This is a genomic window from Bradyrhizobium sp. 155 (assembly GCF_023101105.1).
Taxonomy (GTDB): domain Bacteria; phylum Pseudomonadota; class Alphaproteobacteria; order Rhizobiales; family Xanthobacteraceae; genus Bradyrhizobium; species Bradyrhizobium canariense_D.
This window is the reverse complement of record NZ_CP064706.1, coordinates 79,626-103,435: the sequence shown is the minus strand read 5'-3', so window position 1 is coordinate 103,435 and position 23,810 is coordinate 79,626. Positions and strand designations below refer to the sequence as shown.

The window sequence follows — 23,810 nt, the reverse complement described above, 5'->3', positions numbered from 1 at the left end:
CACGGAGTAGAGATCATGCGTTTGAAGGGGGTGACCATCTTCGTGACGGGCGGGGCCGGGTTCATCGGCTCCGCGGTCGTACGACATCTCCTGCGCAACAGCCACGCACGCGTCGTCAACCTCGACAAGGTCACCTACGCCGCGAACCTTGGTTCCCTGCCCGGCGCGACGGAAAACCTCAACTACGCCTTCGAGAAGCAATGCATCTGCGACGCGCCGGGTCTGCGCCGACTGTTCGAGCACTATCAGCCCGACGCTGTGTTGAACCTTGCCGCAGAGAGCCACGTCGACCGCTCGATCGACGGCCCCGGCGAATTCATCCAGACCAATATTGTGGGAACGTTCACACTACTCCAGGAGGCCCTACGCTACTGGAGGACGCTATCTCCGGACAAGCGGACGCGGTTCCGCTTCCAGCATATCTCCACGGATGAAGTGTTCGGCTCGCTCGGCGAGGAAGGCTTCTTCACGGAAACTACGCCCTACTCGCCCAATTCACCCTACTCGGCAAGCAAGGCCTCATCCGACCACTTAGTGCGCGCCTGGCATGAGACCTATGAGCTGCCAACGCTCCTGACCAACTGCTCGAACAATTACGGCCCCTATCACTTCCCAGAAAAGCTGATCCCGCACATGATCATCAAGGGCCTGGCCGGAGAGCAGCTTCCCGTCTACGGCGACGGAAAAAATGTTCGCGATTGGCTCTATGTCGAGGATCACGCCAAGGCCCTCACACTCGTGCTTGAGCATGGAGCCGTCGGCGAGACCTACAATATTGGTGGCCGGAACGAGCGCACCAATCTCCATGTGGTTGAAAGCATCTGCGATCTCCTCGACGAGATTAGTCCTGGTCAAGCCGGGCGGCGCCGCGATCTCATCACTTTCGTCGCCGACCGCCCCGGCCACGATCGCCGTTACGCGATCGACGCCTCGAAGCTCGAACGCGATCTCGGCTGGCGCGCGGAGGAGACTTTCGAGACCGGCATTCGCAAGGCCGTGCACTGGTACGTCGATCACCAGCCGTGGTGGCGGGCGATCCTTGAGCGCGGATATCAGGCCAAGCGGGTTGGACTCATCCAGTAGCCTGAGCGAAGTAGCTTTCTGCTCAAAGACCGGCGTTCGCTCAATCGAGGAAGAGATGCACAACACCGAGATCAACAAGATATATGAGACATATGCACCCCTTACCGACCAGGAATGGCGGTCCGATCTGGTCAGTAGCGTCAGAGAGCCGTCGATACGAGGCATCGCCTTTCCCTCATTCCCGTCAGCGGACCTGCAGCGCCATCTGCAAGGAAACTCCAATGAAATGGCGATCAGAGGCGCACTCAGCTTTCGTGACCACTGCGTCAGCGTCTTGAACGCCAACGGCGCGCCCCTCTCCAAGGACAGCATCCTGATCGCTTTGGAACCGGCTGGGGCCGCATCGCGCGCTTTTATGAGGGATGTGCCTGCGGCGGATATCTATGCGGTCGAACCGTTCGACTTCATCGTCGAAGCGCGCCAGGCGAACAGCTTCGTCAAAACCGACCCGTTGCCACCGCTCCCGTTCCGTGACGGATTTGCGACCCACTTCGTCACTTGGTCGACTTTTTCACACTTTAACCAGCACTATTTTGATCGGTGGATTTCCGAAATTGCCCGAGTTCTCAGACCAGGTGGAATTTGCTTCATAACAACTCTCGGCATTCGATTCTTGGAGGACCTGAAGGAAGCACACCGAAAGAAGATCAATGGTCAAGAGATACACTTCTGGATTGATCTCATTCTGAAGCGGCTTCCCCGTGACACGATAGACACCGCAATATCGGAAGTCAGGTCCGGCAATTTCTTTTGGCTGCCCTCGGACTCAGGGGCGCGCAGCGAGTTTGCAGAATGCTTCGTTACGGACAGATATCTCTCCGATAAGTTCTCCAATCTATTCGCTGTCATCGACTATGCTGATCACGGACAGTTGGCTCAAGATTGCATAGCACTGAGACGAAGGTAGAGCGTGGTGCCGCAGCTCTCACAAGACGTTTTCGAGGGAGACGACGGCCATCTCTTCTTGGTCGGTGGCAGCAACGACGTCGCCCGTCTTTTCTCCGAATCCGACCACAATCTCCAATTGATCTGCTCTGCATGGAAAGCTCTCCTGACCAGCAGAAAGAGAGCTGCTACGGATAAAGGAATCAAATATCTACACTGCTTTGTTCCAGACAAACTCTCGATTCTCAGGACGAAGGCACTCCCCGTCACCTCGCAAATGAGATTTCCGGCCGAAATCCTGGAAGAAAGCGGTGATGCCGAGTTGCGCGGATTCTTGGTGCCGCTAACCAAGTATCTCAGAAAGCAGGCAGGCAACTACGAAGTATTCCATCGAACCGATACTCATTGGACGGTGGAGGGTTGTTTCAGCGCCTACCAGATGCTGTGCTCATACATGGCGATACCGCAAAAGGCAGATCTGATCATGCGGAACGCACCAGTCCGCGAGGGTAGCTGGGATCTCGGCTCGAAGTTGACGCCCAAACGGTTGGAGATGATCCGGTTCGGACGTTTTGGCATTGGTGCATCCCGGGTCGAGGCCAACGATATCGTGACCGCGCGTGAAACCGGCCAAGTGCCGAACGATCTGTTGCTGCACGTCGGATCAATCGTCGAATATCGCAATGAAAGACACCCTCTGGCGAAACTGCGGATTCTCGTGTTCGGTGATTCCTTTTTTGAGTATCGGCCCCATATGCTCACCGGAATGTTTGCCGAGACTGTCGATGCCGTGATGTTTGTCTGGTCATCCGCCATCGACTGGAAATTGGTCGACGAGTTCAAGCCGGATATTCTCTTAACGGAGATTGCGGAGCGATTTGTTCGCGTCGTGCCCACGGATGACGTCGATATCAGGCGCCATGCGACCGACAAACTTCAGTCTGTCTTGCGTTCGCAATCCGAACGGAGAGCATCATAACCTGACACGGGAACCACACATGACTCCAAGTGTGAAACAAACTTCGGAGGTGCGAGTTTTCCCCCTCACGTTCTGCGAGGCGTTTGCAGCTTGTTGTGGAATGATCAACAGCCGCGTGGACGTTCTCCAAGGCAAATGAATGGGCCCGCCCATCTGGTCGTAACCGCAGATGTCAGCCATCTCGTACCTATCAACGCGTCGGACTCTTCTGCGAGGGTTTTTCGCCAGCCTTCTGCTTCCCACCCGCAGTTCCGCAAGAACTCGATGTCCGACCTTCGGAGCGATAAGGTGGGACGCACAATATTGCGACACGAGGGGAGAACCCTGTTATGAAGAAGAGAAAGCTCTGAGCCCCCAACACTGGCAGTTTCGTGCGCCGCTCCATAGCCGTCTGACCGATTCCAAAACGTTGCAATTCAACGCTACCGAGGCCTCGTTCGACCAAGAGATACGGGTCGCTCATGCGGCCGGTCTCGGCTATTGGGCATATCTAGCTTACGGCAGAGATGGCAAACTGGACCTCGCGCACTCGATGATGCAGGGACTGAAGTACCATCGTCGAAGCGGCATTGCCGATCAGATGAGCTATTGTCTGATAGCGACCTTGGACACGCTAGGTCGCGCTAACGGATTCGACGAAGCGACAAAACGCATTCACGGTCTCTTTTCGGATCACAACTACCAGAGAACGCAGGACGGCAGACCGCTTCTATTCCTCTACTACCTCGATGCCCTATTGCCCTCATACTGGAATGGTTCGCTAGCCGAGCTCGGGAAATCGATGTCTCACCTGCGAAATCAGACGACTTCTTCGGGTGATAAAAATCCCTACATCGTGCTTCTGCACACACCGGCTACTACAGCTGAAACGGTCCGAAAGCAGATAGGCGCTGATGCCATTTCGGCATATGGGATAAATTTCGGGCCAAACAGGTCTGGAACCTATCCCGAGCTCCAACGGCACGTCGAACATTATTGGGAAGATGAGTTGGCTCACAGTTCGGGCAGTGTGGTACCGACCGTCATGGTCGGTTGGGATTCGCGGCCGCGAAAGGAGACCCCTCCCGCTTATGACAAACGGGATGATACGCGCATCGACAAAAGTGCGCATGTCGCCATCGCAACCCCTAGCGAGTTCTCTTTCGCCTGCCGACAGGCGTCGCGCTTCATGTCGAGTCATCCGGACCGATGCCCCTATCAGATTGCGCTGGTCTATTCCTGGAATGAATACAGCGAAGGTGGAGCACTGGCCCCGACCTTGGGTGATCCGTCCGCCTCAATGCTGAGAACTGCGAGCGAGGTTCTGGAGGCTTGTCGCGCGGGAGAGAACTAAACAGCACACGCGGCTCCAGGTCCACGACGGTACCCGCGATCAGCCTCGGCTTTACAAATCAGATCGTACGATAGCAATAATTTGCAAAATTCTAGGGTCTGTACCTAATTTGCGCCACGTGATTCTCTTGTCCGCATATTTTGATTCGGGGACGAGAGAGCTGGCCCCGGTTGTTTGGACAGCGCCCCGCGGGATTTAAGTGGGTTCCTGCCGGGTTATGCTGAACGCGGGGCCTTACGATTTTGTCGTTGCGTCGGGAGGGCGTAGCCCGACCAGAGCGACGACAAAAATCGTCGGCGACGGTCATGCGGCCATCACCATAGCTTGCGTACCAGTAAGCCTCATCGGGCGTGCGCCCGTGAAGGCTCGAGTGAGGGCGTCCCTGATTGTAGAAGGCCAGATACTTGGCAATTGGCGCTCGCGCCTCGGACACGCTGTCGTAGGCGCGGAGATAAACTTCTTCGTATTTGACCGTGCGCCAGAGCCGCTCGACAAACACGTTGTCGCGCCAGGCGCCCTTGCCGTCCATGCTGATGGCGATCTTCGCGTCCAGCAGCACATCGGTGAACTCGAGGCTGGTGAACTGGCTGCCCTGGTCCGTGTTGAAAATCTCGGGCCTGCCGTGCTTCGCCAACGCCTCCTGGACCGCTTCGACGCAGAAGGCCGCCTCCATTGTGATCGAGACGCGATGGGCCAGGACCCGTCGGCTGAACACATCGACGACCGCCGCGAGATAGACGAAGCCACGCCGCATCGGAATGTAAGTGATGTCCATTGCCCACGCCTGGTCGGGCCGCTCGATCTTCAATCCGCGCAACAGGTACGGGTAGATCTTGTGACCCGGTGCCGGCTTGCTCGTGTTCGGGCGACGATAGACCGCCTCGATCCCCATGCGCTTCATCAGCGTCGCGATGTGGCGGCGACCGGCGTATACGCCTTCCCGCCGCAGCAACGATCGCAGCATACGCGCTCCCGCGAAGGGATAATCGAGATGCAGCTCATCGAGCCGACGCATCAAGGCAAGGTCCTCGGCCGAAACTGGCCGAGGTTCATAGTAGACCGTGCTGCGAGCCAGCTTCAGGACCTTCGCCTGGCGCACGATAGAAAGATCATGACCGCGGTCGATCATCGCTTTGCGCTCAGCAGGCCCGCCTTGGTGAGCGCGCCGGACAAAAAATCGTTTTCCAACGCCAGCTCGCCGATCTTGGCATGTAACGCCTTCAAATCGACCGGCGTCTCGGCCGATGCCTTGTCATGCCCAAACACGCCGGCGGCGCCTTCCAGGAGCTGGCTTTTCCAGATCGTGATCTGGTTCGGATGAACATCAAACAGTTGCGCCAGCTCCGCCACCGTCTTGTCGCCTTTGACCGCAGCCAAAGCAACCTTCGCCTTGAATGCCGGAGAATGCGTCCGGCGGCTCTTCTTCGTCATCTTCGCTCCTGATTCGCGGCAAGAATCCTCGCCGCTGTCAGGCAGAAAATCCACTCAAGCTACTGTCCGAATTTGCGGAGCCAGCTCTATCTTGCAAGGGCAGTCGCTCAGCGGTGCTTCCTTCACAAGCCTCAAACAGCTTCAGGAACACATCGATGCCTACGTCAACGCGCACAACGACCAATCCGAGCCCTTCGTCTGGACCAAGAAACGGTCCGCCAACGTCCTTTCAAGGGTCGCCGTATCACTCAGCTCTGATTCCGGCCCCGCGTTCAGCATAACCCGGCAGGAATCCACTTAAATCCCGCGGGGCGCTGTCCAAACAACCGGGGCCAGCTCTAGAATCCGGCTGTCGGTCGTCTTCGTATAAATCGGCTGCTTGCCCGGCCGCGGCTTGTCTTGCAGCCCTTCAAGGCCATGGTCGGCATAGCGATGCCGCCAAAGGCTGACAATCCGCGGCTGGACTCCGACTTCTTTGGCGATCGAGCGGGTGCTGCGCCCGTCCGCCGCCAACAGAACTATCCGCGCCCGCTTCAAATCGCGCTGCAACGTCACCGGCGAGCGGCAACACGCCTCAAGCACAGTACGATCTTTCCGCTAAAGGCGGACTTCTCTTGCTTCAGGGATCATCCATATCTTGAATCACGACTCACGATCCAAGAAAAGTGGGTACTAGGTAGCGCGTCTTGTACCCGGCAAGGAAGCGATGACTCGTCACTGTACGCACACGCTTCCGTCAGTTCTTGACGATGAGGTTGTTAGCCGAGAGAAATCGCCTGTATGCTGGATAGAGCCCTTGATAGCGTCGCGCGAGACTGCCGAGCCCAACACGACTATAGAGTTGCGCCACATCAATTTTATCAAGATCAACGATGGAGACGAATGGCATACCCAGGAACCGACACATATCCTCGGTCCTTGTATCGTGACAGATGACAAGAGCAGGAACGCCGCGTTGTAGAGCGACCATGCAGCCGTGAAAGCGACTCCCGAACACGAAATCGTAGTTCTGAACGGTATCGAGCCAGTCATCCAAGTCGAAGAAGACTCGCACGTGATCGGCCGCCCACTTCCGCACGTCGGCCTCGGGGGCGACGTTCGCCAAGAACGTTGCAATTTCCTTTAACGCTTCTTCAGAATTTCGCGCCTGCTTGTCTGCCAGACTGATCTCGGCCTGCTCGCTCTGAGCAACGAAATCCGCATTCCAGGATATTCCCGTGCCGTAGATTTCGCGCACGAGCCGAAGCATCCTCTCCTTGTCGAACGAATGACCGACGACGTCTCGCGACGCGTTGATGGAAAGGCGCTTGACCTCTTCAAACGGCCGCCGGGGGATATTCATGCCGTGAGGTCCTCCCATGTAGTAAGAAGGGCAGCCGGTCACAGTCACATTGTGTACACCGCGAAGCGCGAGAACTTCCTGCGTGTAGGGGCCGCGAACGCCGATGCTGACGGCACGTTCGGCAATAACCTTCACGAACCGCTCGGTGCCAGGCATCAAGCTTATGTTCGGATCGTAGTTGCTTGATTGAGCTCCGAGACCAACTACCGCCACCGCCAAGTCGGCGCGCTCGATATATTGAGCCATGCCGCCCAAATCGAATTGTGGAAACAGAAAGTTGGCCGCCGCAACGACAATCATATTGAAGCGCTCATGCACTGCCCTGGGATCGATACTGTGATCCCACGAGAGGTCGTCGTAGACGATACGATCAAGCAGCCCGCGCGCAATCAACTGGTTCCCGGTATTACCTCCGGTCTTCGCCAATTTTGACATCGGATCTTCGCCAACTTCCGCAGAAAAGCTCGGCGTTGCTCCAAGCAGAAAAAGTTTCACTGTGCTCCTCCGGAGGCGATATCGATCCTAAACCAATATGTAGCGCGCTTATTCCCACCCATATTGCTATTGACCACCATCATCTAAATAAATTTGCGGCCACAACAAGGACCGTCACTGCACCTTCATCCTACCTTCCCTTGATTGCTGATTTCCATTGCGCCGCCTCCCCCTCGTAGTCAGCCGCAGGCGATCGCCCTTCGCCGCCACCAATTGATAGAAAGTGCGCCTCCGCTGATTTCACCCGACCATCCCTTACTGCTGCCGCGACGTCGGGGTATTTGCCGAGATACCATTCGGCATCCACGGCCGGCCCTCCTCCACGGCGGCCCTCAAAGTATCCGAAGCCTATGTAGTGCATGAGTGCACTCTCGACCTCTCCACGAGAAAGGGCTTTTGCGACGTCGGGATTCTCGCGCAAATAGCTGTCCTCGTCGAACTCGGCAGCGGCTATGGCGATCTGTAACAACAGCTTGAGCAAGCCTGCCGGCACTTTGACTTGGCCGGAACCATCCAAAGCGGACTTGTCGAGGTTTAACGCGCTCATCAAGGATTCAGCAGAAGGTACAAACATCAAGTCACCCAAAAACGCCCCTTAGTTGCAGTAACCGCGATCACGTCTCGGCCGCAGTGCGCGCCGCAGCTTTTGCTGTCCGCTTCGGCTTCTCAGCGTCGGCGGCTGTCGCCAGCAATTGGGCCGACACTTCCTGGAGATAGACCGCCTGGGCTCCGAGTTCCCGCTCTCCAAAGCGGAGCCGGTCTCGAGTCAGACGGTGTATGGTGCCGATCTCTTCGATGTGCCTTTGCGCCTTCAACGAATGGGTGACGCTCGCCGCATGGCGGCGGTGAACGTTGAGGGGATCCGCGATATAGGCGATCTTCGCGCCCGGCATCTCAAGGGCCTCGAGATAGAGCAGCCAATCGCCAGCCATTCGGAACTCTTTAAGACGCTCACGGCAGGCATTGAGCGCGCGCAACAGCGCCTCTCGGCGCCACAGGACCGAGCTGACATTCAGAATCGTATTCCGGACGCCGAGGTAGCGGGCCACGAAGTCGCCACCATCGAACACCTCGGTCCGCGACAATGCGCCTGGCTCGATTGTAGCGTAATAAGGCTTGTAGCTCGCATAGAGATGGGCTCCATCGGCGTCAATGGATTTGGAGTCGGTGAAGCCGAATGCGATGTCGGGATCACCGCTCATCAATGCGAGCAGACTGGAGATGAAGGTCGGCTCCGAGAGATCGTCGGCCTCGGCGATCCAAAGGAACTCCCCCTTTGCCATCTCGGCAGCCTTGGCCCATTGTGCGAACACCGAGCCGGAATTCTGTTCGTTGATCACAAGCGTCAGATCGCGCTGGCGCTGATCCGCAAGCTTCACGATAACGGAAATGCTGTCATCAGACGAGCAGTCGTCGAGCACGATGACCTCCTCGACCGGATGGTTCTGGTCGAAAATGGTGTAAAGCCGCTCCGACAGGCAGCGGGCGTAGTTGTAGTTCGGCACTGCAACCGACACGGTGGGTAGCGACGGAACTGCAAGCCGCAAGAGATCGCGGACATAGTCCGCGAAAGCGAACTTGGTCTGAATGATTTCGACCATGCGAGTACGCTCGGCGTCCGATGGCGTCGAGCGCAGAAAAGTCTCCACGGTCTGTGCCATCTCCGGCACATCGCAATAGGGCACTACGCGGCCGACGTTCTCCTTGAGAAGGAAGCCGGGGATGCCGCCAGAGCCCTGGAACGCCACGACGGGCACGCCGACGCTGAGCGCCTCCAGCGCCACCGTCGGGAACGGATCCTCGCGCGAGGTCAGCGCGTAAACGTCGGACGCGGAATAGAGCGCCTGCATGTCCGAACGATAGCCGGCGAGATGAAAGTGGCCCGTGGCCTCCGCTCGCTTGATCTCCGGTCCGAGCCATTCCAGGAGACTGGGATCGACGCCGCCTGCCCAGCAGAAATGGACATTTGCATTGCGTCGTCGAACCAGATTCCAGACTTGCAAAAACAGGTCAAAGCCCTTGCGCAGATCGGCATAGCCGACGCCGAGCACCATCTTATCGGCAGCCGCGATGCCAAATTCGTTGCGAACGAGCCCGGCTTCCGTCGGCGCCGGTTCGATCTGCTTGTAACTGCCCTGCGCGCGAATGAGGAAACGCTCATCCGTCCCATCAAGCCCAAGCGCTTCGATGAGCTTGTCTCGCACGAACTCCGAGGCGAACACCACGCGATGCGCACTCCCAATCGCCGCGCGCGCGACCTCTTCCAGGTGCTTCTCGTGCAGGATCCGCGGCAATTCGTGGACCAGGGAAACGGTCCGAAAGCCCATTTCGACGAGGAATTTTGCGGCGCGCCCGCTCGCGGCCGTGTTGGCGATGGCCGCTGTAAAGCCCTTTTCCCGGAACTGTCGTAGGGTTGCAGGGATCTCGGAAGCCTGCTTGAGTACGGTGAGCGGCGCGACCGCGGCGTATTCGACTTCCATCGCTCCGCCCTGAAGCAGGAGAAAGTCGATCTCGATATTGAAGGCGCTGCGCAGCGTCTTGCCGATGTTCAGCAAGAGATGCTGCGCGCCGCTGGGAAACGCATCATGTCCGACTAGCAGAATCTTGGGCACTGACAGATCGCGGGTCAAGCCAGTGGCCGCCCGCGCGGTGGCATTCAGGTAAGCCGAACCGAAATGGAGATCGGGCTCGAGATACGCGCCCTCGCACCATTCGTTCCAGGCGTTGATACAGACGAACGATTCGCCGAAAAAGGTGTGGGTCTGCGCCTGCTGGACCAGCGCTGACAACCACGCCTCGTATTTCTGCGGGGTCGAGCCCTGGATCACGAGGCCGGAGCCTTGCCGGCGCGCATCGTTGTCCCAACTCGGCACCACCGTCTTGATCAGCGGAAACGTTGGACGCGGCTCATCAAGCGAATATTTGGCGACGTCGTCGTAACTGTAGATTTGCCCCGCATAGGTATCGTCCAGGATCTTGGCCTCGGAGTTCACCAGCGGCACATATTTGGTAAGCTTGTGCGGCGGAAATTCGATCGCACCGTCCATGCCGTTCGCAGTTGGATCGTGATCATCAAAACTCTGGCTCATGATGATGATCGGATCTTCGTTGAATCTCTTCGCGAAGATCGCGCGCCAGCGCGCGATAACGGCTGCCGTGTCTGGAATGAGGCGGGGCCGATAAATCATCAGGAGCGGACGGCCCTGGACACGGATGTAGCGTTTGTCCTTGAAGTGCCGATTGAAGTCCGACAACAGGCGCTCGTCATCGCTGGACAGGTAGTCCTGCCAAATCAGGACCTCGCCCTCCATGCCGTCCCACCGCCGCGTCCAGTTCTCGTTGGCCCACATCAGGCAGAACGGCATGTTGATATCGCGCGTCTTCAGGAATTGCTCCAGCGGCTTTTCCAGAAGGCGCTTGCCGTTGAACCAGTAGTAGTAATAGACGAAGCCGTGGATGCCCGCCGCCTTGGCGAGCTTCGCCTGCTTGCGCAGGGTTTCGATGTCGGCGAGAGAGTAGAAACCCAGGTCGCGCGGAATTCGCGGCTGGTAGTGATCCTTAAACCGAGGTATGCCGCGCGCAATGTTCGTCCATTCGGTGAAGCCGGTGCCCCACCATTTATCATTCTCAGGGAAAGCGTGAAACTGCGTCAGATAGTAGGCCAGCACCTTGGCGCGCGGCTTTGCGCCGGCGGGCAATGGACGCAGTTCCTCGAACAGCGGGCTCGGACGGGTGAACCGCTTGATCTCGGCTGGAATGGTGGCTTCGTTCTCCGGAGGTGACGGATAGATGCCATCCTCGTGGCGATGCTCGAGATAGTGCAGAAGCGGATTCTGGTCCGTCTTACCCTTGAAGTAGCGCTGAATGTAAAACTTGGTGTCGAACTCTGCCGACGGGTTGCGCCCTTCCTTATAGCCATGAAAGATGAAGTGCTCGAAGGGATCGACGCCGGCGGCTGCGACGTCCTCATAGGTCTGACGATAATATTGCGCGTCAAATTCCGGGATCGGACTGAACGGGCCCAGGCAGTTCTTCAGATAGTGCGCGAGCGGGCTCTCGCCTTCCGGAATGCCGTACTTCTCCCGATACCAGGCCGGCTGAAAATAGGGACTTGGCCGCCGCCCATCGCGCTCGCCGATCGTCGCATAGTGCAGGAACGGATGCGCCTCCGCGTCCTGCACATCGGGATAGGTCGTGACGTACCAGATCGGGTCGAAGATCGGATTTGGCTTACGACCTTCCCTGTAGCCATAGAGAAAGAAATGCTCGAACGGATCGGCGCCGACCGCGATCACGTCCGGATAACTCGCGGCGTAGAAATCCTCGTCAAACAGACCGAGGCCCTTGAGGGTGCGCGCGGCATCTGCAAGGTCGGCGGCCGGCGCTGGCTGCTCGACTTCGCGCGGCGGCTCCGTCTGCCTGCTCGCCGGCCCCTCGGCGGCGAGCTCCTTCGCAGAACTGTTTAGCTTTGTGGCGCCCGGCTCTGACCTGGATTGCAGCCTTGCGGCGGCGCTGCGCCTCGCCCGGGGTTCTCTTTGACCGGCGTCGCGCGCGAGCTTCGAAAGGAAATCAGGCATTGTTACTCACTCATGCATTGGGCGCTTCGTTCCGCACTGGCAGACTAGCGCAAAGCTTCTGTCTCCAGTGTGAAAGTCCCTTCGCTTGTCGCGCCGATCGACTGGAGGCGTCGCACGGCGCCTTCATTGCGTTGCCGAGCCGCGTATTGATACCAATTGACCGCTGCGTCGCGATCTTGCGCGGTGCCTCGGCCCGACATCAACGCGTCGCCCAGCGCAACCTGCGCTTCCGCCATGCCTCGCTCGGCGGCCCTTTGAAACCATTCCGTCGCCTTCGTCACGTCAGCCTCGCGCCCCTGTCCCCTCCCGAGCATCACGGCAAGGTTGTACTGCGCAACCGTATGTCCCTGCTCTGCAGCGGCCTCGTACCAGTTCACCCCCTCTGCAAGATCGAGGCCCACTCCGCAGCCTGTGCAGTACATGACGGCGAGCTGGAATTGTGCGGCTGCATGCCCCGCGCGCGCCGCCTTGGCCATCCATGATGATGCTGTCTGCGCATTCCCCACCCCGCTCTTCGGATCCAGATGGAGAAGCCCCAGCATGTACTGCGCCTCGACATGGCCAGCATCCGCCGCGCGCGTGAGCCATGGAGTGGCGCCTAGCATATCGGCGGTTCCGCCGAACTTACCCATCTTCAGCGCGCCCAGTTGAAACGCCGCCGGAGGATGACCGGCCTCCGCGGCGTCTCCCAGCAAAGAGTGCGCGCGTGCAACGTTATCATCAGACGCATCCTGATGAAGCAGGAAGAGCGCGTAGGCGGTCTTGCCGTCAGGATCTCCGCTACCGGCGGCCCTGCTCAACCATTCCGACGCCATTTCCTGATCTTCGGGAACGCCCGCACCGGTCGAATAGAGCTTTCCGAGTTGCACCTGTGCGGCGCTGATGCCGCGAACTGCGGCACGCTCGAACCATTTGATCGCGGCCTCCACGTTGCGCTGAACGCCGGAGCCGTTGAGATAGAAGATCGCAACGTTGAATGCCGCAGTGGCATGGCCATTTTCGGCCGCGCGCTCGAACCACTTCGCGGCCTGACGAATGTTGGGCGGGACGCCGACACCAGTCGCATAGAACCGGCCGACGAAGAATTGCGCCTGCACATCGCCCCGCTCGGCCGCCTTCTCGTACCACACCGCCGCCTCCCGCAAATCGGGCTCGGCATCGGCTCCGCTCGAATAGAATCCCGCGAGTGCCTGAATTGCCGGAAGGTAATCCTTCCGCGCCGCCTTGCGCAGCGCGGTCTCGGCGCGATCGAGGTCTTTGGCGACGCCCTTGCCGCTGAGCCGTAACAGGCCGATGTTGTAGAGTGCGATCGGATCATCATGCGTGGCCGCACTCTGGAACAGGCGCGCAGCCTCAGTCGGGTTCTCGGGCAAGCCCATACCCTTCAACGTCATGAATGCGAGCCCAATCTGCGCCCTCACGTGATCCTGCGCGGCGGCTTTGCCATACCAGAACGCAGCCTGCGCGAAATCGACGAGTACGCCGCGTCCCTGATAATAGACATCGCCGAGCGCGAACTCGGCCGGTGAAAATTTCTGATCGGCCGCCGCCTGATACCAACGAAGTGCAGCAGCGAGGTCCTTCGTGCACCCCTGCCCTTCGCTGTAGAGATTGCCCAGGATGGTCTGAGCATCCGCTTTGCCGGCTTCGGCCGCGGCCGATATGCAGCGAAACGCGGCGCAAATATCCATCGCGACACTGGTCCCGTGCGGGAATATCAGGTGATGCACATTCGATGCGGTATCGCCCAATCGCGCGGCGGAGGACTGACGCCAGGTCTCCGGCCTATTCAGTCCGAGGCTGGCGTTGACACCGTACAGATAAATCAGGCCGAGTTGATATTGCGCCTCGGCGTGACCTCGCTGCGCCGCGCGTTCGTACCACACCGCGGCATCGGGAATGCTGACCGCCACTCCCTGGTTCTTGGCGTAGAGCATGCCGATCCTATAGTCCGCTTCCGCGTCGCCGTTCTGCGAGGCACGCGTCCAGAACTTTAGTGCCTCCAGATAGTGACCGCGCTCGAACGCTGCCTCCGCCGGACCAAGCCGCCTTTCGTCAGATCCGTGAGCGGGCCGAAGCCATTGGAGGAGCGACCGGGTCAATGCTGTCATGGCTCACGCATGGCCTCACGGATGCCCTTCAGCATTCCGCCAAGCAGATACATTCCGACTGCCCGCGTGCCGACATGGACGTCTCCCGCAAGCGTCATGCCAGGAATCAGGCGGAAGGTTTTCGGGACATCCTTGAAATTGGTCGAGTCCACCGAGCATCGCGCCTTGTAGTACGCCTCGATAGGCTTTCCATCGTCGTCGGTGGTGAAGGCGCCCTCGCTGATCCAGCGCACTTTGCCCTCGGCTGTACCATGCTCCGCGGCATTGAACGCATCGATCCGCATCGTGCAGGGGTCTCCGGGCCGGATAAAACCGACGTCGCGCGAGGCGATGCGAATTTCAGCCTCGAGCTTGGTGTCGGTCGGCATCAGAGTAATGAAGGGATCGCCGGGCTTCAGCACCGACCCGACCGAGAGCCTTGCCATCGTCAACACGACCGAGTCTTCGGCGGCGGTCAATCGGACCAGATCCTGGTGCCTGAGCGCCTTCTCATAAGAGGCTTTCGCCTCGTCGAGCTTGTTGCGGGTCGTCACGAGATCCTGACTCAGTTGCGCAAACCATTGCTGCTTGAAGGCGTCCCGGTCCGCGATTGACGCGGCGAGCGTATTCTGGGCTTCGATTAGGCTGTTATGGGTGTTCTCCAGGGTCCGCAGCAATTCAAGCCTTGTGTCCTGGGAGATAAACATATTGAGCTGCGAGCCCGTGCCGTGCTCGGCCAGCGTCGTGCGCATGGTCTCGATCTTCTGCAAGATCTCGTCACGCTGCCGATATCTCGCATCGTCCCCGCGAAGCTTCTCCATCGTCGCCTGCGTCTGCTTAATCTTCGAATCGAAACTATTGATCTGCGCGGTATATTGCGCCATCCGCTGATCATAGAGCGCCTTCTGCAAGGCTGCGTATTTCTGGTAGTCCGGATCTGGCTTGTTCGCAAAGACCAGCGGATGCTGGTTCAGCTCAGCTTCATCGCGCGCCACCTGAGTCTCGAGACTAGCGATCTGCAACTTCGCCTGGGTCAGGTCCGCCGACGTAAAGGTCGCGTCCAGGGTCGCAATAAGCTGTCCTGGTTGCACCTGCGCGCCTTCCCGCACGTCAATCGTCTTAATGATCGATGGATCCAGCGCCTGAAGGACGCTGATCTGTCCCACCGGCACGATCCGCCCCCCGACGCTGGTGATGACGCGATCTATCCGCGTCAGAGCGAGAATGGCAACGATCGTGACCAGGAAGGCCGAGAGCACAAACAGCGTTGCTCGCGCGATCAGAGGCTCAGCCTCCTCTCGGATCGCATCCGTTTCCGATTGAAATTGGCGAACGGTCGCAAGCGCACCATCAGGAGACAAGCGTCGGACTCCCAAGTCTTGACCGATCGTTGCGGGCTGCCGGCGCCAAATGCGTGTTCTGCTGATACCACAGCGAGCTGTAGATATCGTTGCGCGCCAGGAGCTCCTCATGCCGCCCGATATCGTCGACCGCACCACGATTAAGCACGAGAATTGCGTCCGCCTTTGTCAGGGACGACAGGCGATGCGAGATGATGATCAGCGTCCGGCCATGCGCGATGCGCGTTATGTTGGCGTTCACGATCGCCTCGCTATCGGCGTCGAGCGCGCTTGTCGCCTCATCGAGAATCAGGATGGGCGGGTTGACGATCAACGCACGCGCGATCGCAAGCCGCTGCCGCTGCCCTCCCGAGAGGTTCGGCGAACCTTCATAGATATGCGTCTCGTAGCCACGCGGCAGCTTGTCGATGAATTCTTCCGCGCCCGCCAGCCTCGCCGCCCTGACCACATCATCGAATGACGCGTCCGGCTTGGCCGCGGTGATGTTTTCGCGGATGGTTCCACTGAACAGAAAATTCTCCTGGAGCACCACACCTACGTTACGACGGAGATGGTCGATGTCGTACTCGCGAACGTCGATACCATCTATCTTGATCAATCCCTCATAATCGGAATGCAGCCGCTGCAGCAGACGCGTAATCGTGGTCTTGCCGGATCCGCTCTTGCCCATGACGCCCAAAGTAGTCCCCAGCGGGATTTCGAAGGAGATGTTGTTCAGCGTCGGCGATAGCGCTCCCTTGTATTTGAAAGTGACGCCGGAGAACTCCACCTTGCCCTCGAGCGGCGAACGCACGCCATGGCCGGTACGTCCCTCTTCCGCTGGCCGGTTGACGAGATTGCCGACGATTGCAACCGCACTTCGCGCCTCGTCGTATTGATTGATGAGCTGTGCCATCTGCATCAGCGGACCCGAGACGCGCTGCGACAGGAGCAGGAATGAGAACAGCGCCCCGATATAGACCGGGTCGTTGCTTTCGAGCGCGAGATAGACGCCGAGCGCATAGGAGCCGCTGACGGCCAGCCGCTCCAGCGGACGCACCACCGACTGGATGGCGTTTCCAGTCATGCCTTCCACGAGCCGGGCCTTGGCAACGCGTGCGACCAGAACATCCCACATGTGGCGCTGCCGCGTATCGAGCGCAAGCGACTTGATCGTCCGGATGCCATTCAAGGTCTGAACCAAAAATGCGCCCTGCGCGCCCTCCGCGGCCAGCACGGCAGTCGACGCCTTGCGGTAATTCGGCAACATCAGGACGAGCCACGCGACGATCAATGCCGACAAGGCGAGAACCACGAACGCCATGACGGGGCTGAAGAAGAACATGACGGGCAGGAAGAACATCAGCGTCGTAGAGTCGAGAATGGTGCCGAACAATTGCCCCATCAGGAACGAGCGGATGCGAAAGACTTCGCGAATGTCGCGCGCGACGAGGCCGACGGCCGTCTGCTCGAAATAGTCGATGGGAAGATTGAGGACTTTTTCGAAGACGTAGGTCGACAATTTGACGTCCAGTCTAGTCGTCAAGCGATGGACAAGGAACTGTCTCAAGAACGAGAACGCCGCCTCGAAGGCTATAACTCCCAGCATCGCGACGCAGAGCACATAGAACGTGTTGTACGCCTTGTAGAAGATCACCTTGTCCGACAACAAGCGCCAGAACATGATCGGCGCCAGTCCGAGAAGCCCGAGGATCACGGCGGCAATCGCGACGTCGCGGACCATGCGGCGTTCGCGAAACAAGAGCGCGGCTACGAGGCCGAAACTGAACGGCTGCGCTTCGTCCGATATCTCGTAGTTGCGCTTGATCAGGACGAGATCGCCGGACCAGATATCTTCAAATCGTGGTTGGTCGATCACGAGCAGCGCGTCTTCCGCGGCATTCGGATCCCTCAGCACGATGCGCCTATTGTGGGCATCTCCCTCGACACGCAGGAGCACCATGTGGCTCCCATTGCGAAGCCGAACGATGACCGGGAGCGCCTTCTTTAGATGAGACAGTCCGCCCCAATCGAGGTTGACACACTTCGCGCGCATGCCCGCTTTCTCCGCGCAGCGGACAAGCTGATGGAGTGTGACGTTCTCGTCCGGCAGAAGGTTGTCTTGAATGAGCTGTGAGGACGTGAGGTGCAGCCCGTGCTGTCGTGCGACGATGGTCAGGCACCCCAGTGCCGATGCGGGTGCTGCATCGGCAAGGTTCTGGTCATCGACACCGTGGACGGTCATGGACGTCAAGCTACCTGCTATCTATGTTAATACTTTCACGTTACACTGTGAGCATAACATTTCGCGGCAAAAAGGCCAGCAGCACTCATCGTTTAAATTGTGAGGAATGGCCGGCCGCCCACACAGATATGCCAGGCCTGGGCTTCCTGAAAATTGAAGCCGGATTCTAACAAAGACCTCTGGATGGCCTCGCCGTCGGCCTCGGGCATCAGCGCGAGCGCACAAACCTCGAAATTTTGGGTGCTGACCGAAACGGTCGAAAACCCGGCCATCAGCAGGAGATTACCGAGGCGCTCGGCCGTAAATCCGGTGCGGTGGGCCATGTGGACGCGCCCCTCCTCGATCGCGCGCGAATGGCCGTAGAGCATGTCGAGCGGTCTGATCGGCCCCGCCGGCGAATGATAGGCTATCGCGGCAATGCCATGCTCGACGATGAATTGAGCGATCGATTCCACATCCGGGCTCATGATCAAGGCGAAACCATCGGGCTTAAGGATCTGGTGGAACTGCCGCAATGTAGGGTAGACCTCGTGGGCATACAGGTGCTCGAGCACGTGCGATGTCCACACCGCGTTAAACGACTGAGGCTTGAACGCGCCACTCAACTCAAGGATCGAACCGATCACATCCGGTTTTACGCTCGGGTCGATATCGAACCGGGTCTCTTCCCAACCATGGTTGAGCATCATCCGGGCGATGCGCTGTGCCGTACCAGATCCTGAGCCCGCGTTGAGCAATCGCTTCATCGTGAGAGACTAATCCGCGCTCGCGCCGGGCGCGGTGAGAGGGCCAGATGATAACATTAGCAAGCCAAAACACAGGCACCAGCGAAAGGACATCGTACATAAGATGCGAAAGCGCTCAGCTCAAAGGCAAAGCCCCGCCATGAGCGGAGCTTTCTCAGCGCAGCTTGCAGGCGCCGGTTCAGAGCGTCGGCAGCTGCACGTCTCCATCGGTGAAGTGAAGATATTCGACGCCACTGACCACCACCGTCTGGCTGTCCCCGAAGTGCAGCGTGTAGGATTGTGTCTTCTCGTCGACGTCGACCTTGGTGACCTCAAAGGAGGAGCGATCGGCGAAATCCACGGTGTCGGAGCCTGCGCCGCCTATAATCGTATCATTTCCAGTGTGGGTCTGAAGATGGAATGTATCGTTGCCGTTTCCTCCCAGCAGCGTCGAGTTCGCTCCTGGCTCGCCGTAGACCCAGAAGACGTCATTGCCGTCACCGCCGTCAAAGACATCGCCCTGGACGCCAATTAGCGTATCGTTGCCATTGCCGCCGAAAAGCGTGCTGTGGCCTCCTGACGATAGATCTTGCAGAATGTTGTTGCCGCTGCCGCCTTTGAGCAGCTGAGCGCCGGTGCCCGCCTCAAGATAGTTGTTACCGCTGCCGCCGTCTAAAGTGTCGTTGCCGCTGCCACCAAAGATACTGTCGTTGCCCGCACCGCCGAACAGTGAGCTGTTACCGTGACCGCCGCGGATCGCGTCGTTGCCGCTACCGCCATAGACCGTGTCGTTCCCATAATCATAAAGGTTTACGCTATCGGAACCTTTTCCCATCGCGATGAACACATCATTATGCCCGCCAATCACATTGAGCGTCTTGCCCCCAGCGTCATCGAAAATAATGGCTTTCAGGTTGGGCGTGGTCTCGACGGTGGTTGACTGCGCAATGTCGAGGATCTGAACGCCTGTTGGAACGGTCCCCGAGAATGGTCCAGACTGAAACGCGGCCTTCGAAGTATCCCCAGGATGATCGCTATACACTCCGCTACGTTCCAACGATTCGATCAGTGCCGACCTGACGCTCGCCTCAATGTGATTTCCGTTTTGATGGAGAGATCGATCCAGTTCGGTTTTGGTCAGGTAAGATATAGCCATGGGACGCCTCTTTCGGTTCGTATTGGGGACGAAGCGATGCTCCGATTACATCGCGGTGCTTCACGCTGGATGAGAAGGACCATTCAGTCGCCCCTCAGGTCAGTCGCCCCTCAGGATTGCGAAGATAACAAATCCGTCACACATTAAACTCCGAGACTCTAACCGCCGCCGGAGGAAAAACTCAGTGGCAGGTCAGAGGATGCCATGTGACCATCCTTTCCATCAATTCCCAAGGTTGGTAGTTGACTGGGGCCTAAGCAGCCATTGGGCAACGTATAGCGCGGTTTATCGTTCGTGGCTGGGCCTCTATTTGGTTGTGAGTTCCACGTTCGCTTTTGATGCGATTCATGATGAGGAGTGGTAGGTGACCGCATTGGTAGGCTCAGCGTTTTCGGCGACTCATGCGGTTCATCTCGTTGTCAACCGGGAAGCGCAGGATATGTATGTCCTTGCTCTGGTCACCCAAAAAGGCGGAAGCGGCAAGAGCACGCTGGCTGTTGGAATTGCAGTTGCAGCGATGGAGAACGGGCGGCGCGTCGCAATTGTTGAGGCGAATCCACAAGGCACGATTTCAAAATGGAAAGAGCGGCGCGGCGCCCGCGGGTCGTTCGGATCTCCGATCCCGCCGAAATAGAAGTGGCTCTCGTCAGCCTCGAAGCTGAGGCAATTTGCGCTTACGGTCATCGTACTGCCGCCACGAACAATGCACTGGCGGTGCTCGCCATTGCGAGGGCCGATCTTTGCCTGATCCCGATGCGCCCGAGCCTGGCCGACATCGAAGCTGCGATACGGACGCTGATTGCTATTCGTAAGCTCAACCGCCGATTCGCTTTCATCCTCAATCAGGCGCCGCCGCGGGGGCTGCCGCTGAGTGAAGCTGCAACATCGCTCAATTCGCTCGGGGTGCTTGCGCTTCCCTATGTCGGACAGCGCAATGACCACAGGACGCGCTTGGGTCAGGATTAGGCGTGACCGAGTTTGCACAAGAGGGAAGAGCCTCGGAGGACGTTCGTGAGCGAGCTGTGGCGCTGGGTCTTGAAGAAGCTTGTCGAGGGGTCGTTAGGTCATGAGCCACACACTAAAAAGGTGCCCTGCTAGGCTAGCACTACTTTGGCAGATTGGTGATTTTGCCGCGATTTATAGGATTCCCGAATCAATTTTTCAATGATTCATGGGTGGTCGGCTCTTGGAGGGCTGACCATGCCGGGATGGGAAGACGAACTCGAACGCTGGCTGATGCCGTTCTTGGACCGGCTGGGTCATAAGACCCGACAGCGGATGTGTCCTCTATATGTTGCGGGATTGATCGGTCCTGGCGATCGCAAGAGCGTTCAGCCGATGGCGGAACGCCTTGCCACGAGCAACTACGACCAGTTGCACCACTTCATTGCGGACGGCGTCTGGAACGCGACGCCGCTAGAGACAGAGCTGCTCAACCAGGCGGACCGACTTGTCGGCGGCAGGGATGCGGTGCTGGTTATTGATGACACCTCACTTCCGAAAAAGGGTGAGCGATCGGTCGGTGTTGCGGCTCAATAGTAAGCGCGAATTTCCCGGCACCTTTTGCTTTTGAGTGCTCTGATGCATGAGGTGTCCACCAAATTAGGTGGACACCTTGTGATGGCAGACGATGATCAGAAACTGCGGGTCAGGCTTGTTGGTCGGAACGGTCGCCGGCGCTACGAGGCGGCATCGAAGGAGCGTCTTGTCGCGAGTTGTCTTGAGCCTGGCGTTTCGGTATCGAGACTTGCGCTCGAACACGGGGTCAACGCGAACCTGCTTCGGAAATGGATCAAGAAGCACACCGCGACCAGGTCTCTCCCGCGGTCTTCCCCATCGGCGTTCATCCCGGTTCAACTTGAGGGGGCTTCCGATCGCGCCCTGTCGCGGGGGAGCAGCGTGGCGATGGTGGGTTTGCCGGCGGCTTGCGATGAAGTGCGCGGGTCGGAACCCAAGGGGACTACAGCTTTTTGTTCTCCGGCCAAAGTGAGCGCGTCGCTGCCGAACGGCGTGAAGGTCGCGCTGGAATGCGGCGATGTGGATGCATTGACGGCGATCATCGGAGCCCTGGGCCATGTTCAGACTGGGCGGTGACCTGCAGGTCTATCTGCACCGTGAGCCGATCGACTTCCGGGCTGGCATCAACAGCCTTGCGGTTCTGGTCCAGGAGACGATGGCGCTCGATCCGTTCGCTCCGGCGGTTTTTGCGTTCTGCAATCGCCGTTGCGACCGGATGAAGTTGCTGTTCTTCGACCGGTCCGGCTTTGTGCTGGTCCTGAAGCGGCTGACCGAGGACAAGTTCCGATGGCCGCGCCGCCAGGAGGCGGTCGTCACGCTGACGACCGAGCAATTGCACTGGATCCTTGACGGCATCGATATCGATGCGATGGTCCGCCATCCGGTGCGGCAATATCAGGTTGCCGGCTGAGCTCTCGACTTGAGCGGTTGACGCGTCGGTACGGTTCAGATTCAAGAATCCGATGAATCGAACCGGCGAACCGAGTGTCGAAGCGCTGTTGGCGCGCATTGCTGCGCTGCAGGTGGAGAATCGTCAGCTCACGGAGCGCGTCGTCAGGCTCGAGGAAGAACTGGCGCTGGCACGCCTGCATCGTTTTGCGCCGCGCAGCGAAAAGCACGTCGACCGTCTGTTCAATGAAGCCGAGCAGGCCGCCGACGAGGATGATGCCGGCAGCGAAACGGACAATATCGCCGAACTTCCGGACACGGGCTTGCCACCCGTCGAAAGCACAACGGGAAAGAAGCGCGGCCGCAGACCGCTGCCGGCGAACCTGCCGCGTGAGCGGGTCGAGTATGACCTGCCCGACGATCAGAAGGCGTGTCCTTGCTGCCGTGGCCAGATGCATCGCATGGGCGAGACTGTCACCGAGCAACTTCATATCGAGGTGAAGGCGAAGGTTTTACAGAATGTGCGCTTCAAATATGGGTGCCGCCATTGCGATCGCACCGGGATCAATGCCCCTGTCGTGACCGCGCCGATGCCGACGCAGCCCTTGCCGGGCAGCGTTGCCACGGCCTCAACGCTGGCGTTCGCGCTGGTTCACAAATATGTCGATGGCACGCCGCTCTACCGTCTGGCGCAGGCCTTCGAACGCGCAGGTGTTCCTGTCAGCCGCGGCGCTTTGGGTCACTGGGTGATCGGCTCGAGCGAGAAGCATCTGCATCGCATCTCAGACGCCCTGAAGCTGCGGCTCAGACTGCAACCTCTCATCCATGGCGACGAGACGACGGTTCAGGTCCTCAAGGAGAAGGACAAAAAAGCCACCAGCACATCGTACATGTGGGCTTATCGCAGCGGCCAGGGCAGTCACGAGCCCATCGTTCTTCTGGATTATCAGCCGGGCCGCGGCCAGATCCACCCGCAGGCCTTCCTCGGCGATTACCGTGGCATCGTGATGAGTGACGGCTATACCGCATGGCGCACGCTGGAAGGGACCACCCACATTGGATGCATGGCCCACTCCCGACGGCGCTTTGTCGATGCCCTCAAGGCGAGGAAGAAGGGCGGCGGCCCGCCAGAGCAGGCGCTGCGGTTCTTCGAACAGCTTTACCGGGTTGAAAGGCAGGCGCGGGACGAAAAACCAGACAGAGGCGAAACGCCAGATCAATGCATTCGCCGCTTCCGCCAGCAACACAGCATTCCCGTCCTGAACGCCCTCAAGGAATGGCTCGATCAAATCGCCCCGAAGGTCTTGCCCGACAGCAAGCTTGGCGATGCCGTATCCTACACTCTGAACCAATGGTCATATCTGACGCGCTACACGCAAGACGGCAGGATGCCGATCGACAACAATCTCCTGGAGCGCGATATCAGAATCTTTGCCACTGGCAGAAAGAGCTGGCTGTTCAGCGACACCGTCGAGGGAGCCAGGGCCAGTGCCGTCGTCTACAGTCTGATGCTGACCTGCCGCGCCTCACGCGTCGAGCCGTTAGCCTGGTTGCGCCACGTCCTCACCGAATTGCCTCAGCGCGCGGGCGACGCCGATATTACCGACCTGCTGCCCTTCAACTTCCCCAAAACCGCCGCTGCCTGAACGGGTCAGATGCCGCCCTCGATACGAAGGCCATCCGTCAAAAGCGCGGGCGTCACCGTGCGGAGAAAATCGCGCTT

18 protein-coding genes and 3 pseudogenes are annotated in these 23,810 nt (G+C 58.8%); 11 read left to right on the top strand and 10 right to left on the bottom strand.

Annotated features, from left to right (window positions below; all coding sequences use genetic code 11):
• The first annotated feature begins 15 nt into the window (after window positions 1-15).
• The 4 genes from rfbB to IVA93_RS40000 all read left to right on the top strand — a co-directional run bounded on the left by rfbB (window position 16) and on the right by IVA93_RS40000 (window position 4,280).
• The gene (gene rfbB, locus IVA93_RS40015; RefSeq protein WP_247365822.1) at window positions 16-1,083 is read left to right on the top strand and encodes a dTDP-glucose 4,6-dehydratase; all 1,068 of its coding nucleotides are present in this window, start codon (window positions 16-18) and stop codon (window positions 1,081-1,083) included.
• A gap of 55 nt (window positions 1,084-1,138) precedes the next feature.
• Window positions 1,139-1,990, top strand: a complete 852-nt coding sequence (locus IVA93_RS40010) for a class I SAM-dependent methyltransferase (RefSeq protein WP_247365825.1) — start codon at window positions 1,139-1,141, stop codon at window positions 1,988-1,990.
• 3 nt (window positions 1,991-1,993) lie between these two features.
• Window positions 1,994-2,947 carry an alginate O-acetyltransferase AlgX-related protein gene (locus tag IVA93_RS40005; protein WP_247365826.1) on the top strand — a complete coding sequence of 318 codons (954 nt, stop codon included), beginning with the start codon at window positions 1,994-1,996 and terminating at the stop codon, window positions 2,945-2,947.
• Between the two features lie 409 nt (window positions 2,948-3,356).
• Window positions 3,357-4,280, top strand: coding sequence for a glycoside hydrolase family 71/99 protein (locus IVA93_RS40000; protein ID WP_247790171.1), 924 nt, complete (start codon window positions 3,357-3,359; stop codon window positions 4,278-4,280).
• Between the two features lie 325 nt (window positions 4,281-4,605).
• Here IVA93_RS40000 and IVA93_RS39995 read toward each other — a convergent pair.
• Window positions 4,606-5,711 (bottom strand): annotated as a pseudogene (locus IVA93_RS39995) (IS3 family transposase); the annotation flags it as partial.
• An 85-nt stretch (window positions 5,712-5,796) separates the two neighbouring features.
• On the opposite strand from IVA93_RS39995, the pseudogene IVA93_RS39990 reads away from it, so the two are divergent.
• Window positions 5,797-5,969: pseudogene (locus IVA93_RS39990) on the top strand (IS630 family transposase); the annotation flags it as partial.
• A gap of 39 nt (window positions 5,970-6,008) precedes the next feature.
• On the opposite strand, the gene IVA93_RS39985 reads toward IVA93_RS39990, so the two are convergent.
• The 9 genes from IVA93_RS39985 to IVA93_RS39945 form a co-directional block, all read right to left on the bottom strand.
• A complete protein-coding gene (locus IVA93_RS39985) occupies window positions 6,009-6,293 on the bottom strand; it encodes a helix-turn-helix domain-containing protein (RefSeq protein WP_346771691.1) in 285 nt (94 codons plus the stop codon).
• Window positions 6,294-6,447: 154 nt separating this feature from the next.
• Window positions 6,448-7,548 (bottom strand): polysaccharide pyruvyl transferase family protein, encoded by a 1,101-nt coding sequence (locus IVA93_RS39980; protein WP_247365830.1) that lies wholly within the window; start codon window positions 7,546-7,548, stop codon window positions 6,448-6,450.
• Window positions 7,549-7,678: 130 nt separating this feature from the next.
• The gene (locus IVA93_RS39975) at window positions 7,679-8,122 is read right to left on the bottom strand and encodes a hypothetical protein (protein ID WP_247365832.1); all 444 of its coding nucleotides are present in this window, start codon (window positions 8,120-8,122) and stop codon (window positions 7,679-7,681) included.
• Between the two features lie 40 nt (window positions 8,123-8,162).
• Window positions 8,163-12,125, bottom strand: a complete 3,963-nt coding sequence (locus tag IVA93_RS39970) for a glycoside hydrolase family 99-like domain-containing protein (protein WP_247365833.1) — start codon at window positions 12,123-12,125, stop codon at window positions 8,163-8,165.
• A 44-nt stretch (window positions 12,126-12,169) separates the two neighbouring features.
• The gene (locus IVA93_RS39965; protein WP_247790170.1) at window positions 12,170-14,236 is read right to left on the bottom strand and encodes an SEL1-like repeat protein; all 2,067 of its coding nucleotides are present in this window, start codon (window positions 14,234-14,236) and stop codon (window positions 12,170-12,172) included.
• Window positions 14,233-15,576, bottom strand: a complete 1,344-nt coding sequence (locus tag IVA93_RS39960; RefSeq protein ID WP_247365845.1) for an HlyD family type I secretion periplasmic adaptor subunit — start codon at window positions 15,574-15,576, stop codon at window positions 14,233-14,235. Before IVA93_RS39960 ends, IVA93_RS39965 begins: the two co-directional genes overlap by 4 nt.
• Entirely contained in the window at window positions 15,566-17,800 is a 2,235-nt protein-coding gene (locus IVA93_RS39955) for a peptidase domain-containing ABC transporter (protein WP_247366033.1), read from the bottom strand. Before IVA93_RS39955 ends, IVA93_RS39960 begins: the two co-directional genes overlap by 11 nt.
• A 92-nt stretch (window positions 17,801-17,892) precedes the next feature.
• Window positions 17,893-18,546, bottom strand: coding sequence for a class I SAM-dependent methyltransferase (locus tag IVA93_RS39950; protein WP_247365847.1), 654 nt, complete (start codon window positions 18,544-18,546; stop codon window positions 17,893-17,895).
• Window positions 18,547-18,724: 178 nt separating this feature from the next.
• Window positions 18,725-19,681, bottom strand: a complete 957-nt coding sequence (locus tag IVA93_RS39945; protein WP_247365849.1) for a calcium-binding protein — start codon at window positions 19,679-19,681, stop codon at window positions 18,725-18,727.
• Between the two features lie 364 nt (window positions 19,682-20,045).
• On the opposite strand from IVA93_RS39945, the gene IVA93_RS39940 reads away from it, so the two are divergent.
• From IVA93_RS39940 to tnpC, 6 genes and pseudogenes are all read left to right on the top strand, one after another.
• The gene (locus tag IVA93_RS39940) at window positions 20,046-20,315 is read left to right on the top strand and encodes a ParA family protein (RefSeq protein WP_247790169.1); all 270 of its coding nucleotides are present in this window, start codon (window positions 20,046-20,048) and stop codon (window positions 20,313-20,315) included.
• Between the two features lie 2 nt (window positions 20,316-20,317).
• A complete protein-coding gene (locus tag IVA93_RS39935; RefSeq protein WP_247790168.1) occupies window positions 20,318-20,647 on the top strand; it encodes a P-loop NTPase family protein in 330 nt (109 codons plus the stop codon).
• 198 nt (window positions 20,648-20,845) lie between these two features.
• Window positions 20,846-21,217, top strand: a pseudogene (locus tag IVA93_RS39930) (transposase); the annotation flags it as partial.
• Between the two features lie 84 nt (window positions 21,218-21,301).
• Window positions 21,302-21,775, top strand: coding sequence for an IS66-like element accessory protein TnpA (gene tnpA / locus IVA93_RS39925; RefSeq protein WP_247371484.1), 474 nt, complete (start codon window positions 21,302-21,304; stop codon window positions 21,773-21,775).
• Window positions 21,756-22,109, top strand: a complete 354-nt coding sequence (gene tnpB, locus IVA93_RS39920) for an IS66 family insertion sequence element accessory protein TnpB (protein WP_148750250.1) — start codon at window positions 21,756-21,758, stop codon at window positions 22,107-22,109. The genes tnpA and tnpB overlap by 20 nt, the downstream gene beginning before the upstream one ends.
• A gap of 52 nt (window positions 22,110-22,161) precedes the next feature.
• Window positions 22,162-23,733, top strand: coding sequence for an IS66 family transposase (tnpC, locus tag IVA93_RS39915; protein ID WP_247790167.1), 1,572 nt, complete (start codon window positions 22,162-22,164; stop codon window positions 23,731-23,733).
• Window positions 23,734-23,810 lie beyond the last annotated feature (77 nt).

Coding starts and splice junctions, on each gene's coding strand:
- rfbB (WP_247365822.1), top strand. CDS start 16: ATGCGTTTGAAGGGGGTGACCATCTTCGTGACGGGCGGGGCCGGGTTC.
- IVA93_RS40010 (WP_247365825.1), top strand. CDS start 1,139: ATGCACAACACCGAGATCAACAAGATATATGAGACATATGCACCCCTT.
- IVA93_RS39975 (WP_247365832.1), bottom strand. CDS start 8,122: ATGTTTGTACCTTCTGCTGAATCCTTGATGAGCGCGTTAAACCTCGAC.
- IVA93_RS39970 (WP_247365833.1), bottom strand. CDS start 12,125: ATGCCTGATTTCCTTTCGAAGCTCGCGCGCGACGCCGGTCAAAGAGAA.
- IVA93_RS39965 (WP_247790170.1), bottom strand. CDS start 14,236: ATGACAGCATTGACCCGGTCGCTCCTCCAATGGCTTCGGCCCGCTCAC.
- IVA93_RS39955 (WP_247366033.1), bottom strand. CDS start 17,800: ATGACCGTCCACGGTGTCGATGACCAGAACCTTGCCGATGCAGCACCC.
- IVA93_RS39950 (WP_247365847.1), bottom strand. CDS start 18,546: ATGAAGCGATTGCTCAACGCGGGCTCAGGATCTGGTACGGCACAGCGC.
- IVA93_RS39945 (WP_247365849.1), bottom strand. CDS start 19,681: ATGGCTATATCTTACCTGACCAAAACCGAACTGGATCGATCTCTCCAT.
- tnpA (WP_247371484.1), top strand. CDS start 21,302: ATGGCAGACGATGATCAGAAACTGCGGGTCAGGCTTGTTGGTCGGAAC.
- tnpB (WP_148750250.1), top strand. CDS start 21,756: ATGTTCAGACTGGGCGGTGACCTGCAGGTCTATCTGCACCGTGAGCCG.
- tnpC (WP_247790167.1), top strand. CDS start 22,162: ATGAATCGAACCGGCGAACCGAGTGTCGAAGCGCTGTTGGCGCGCATT.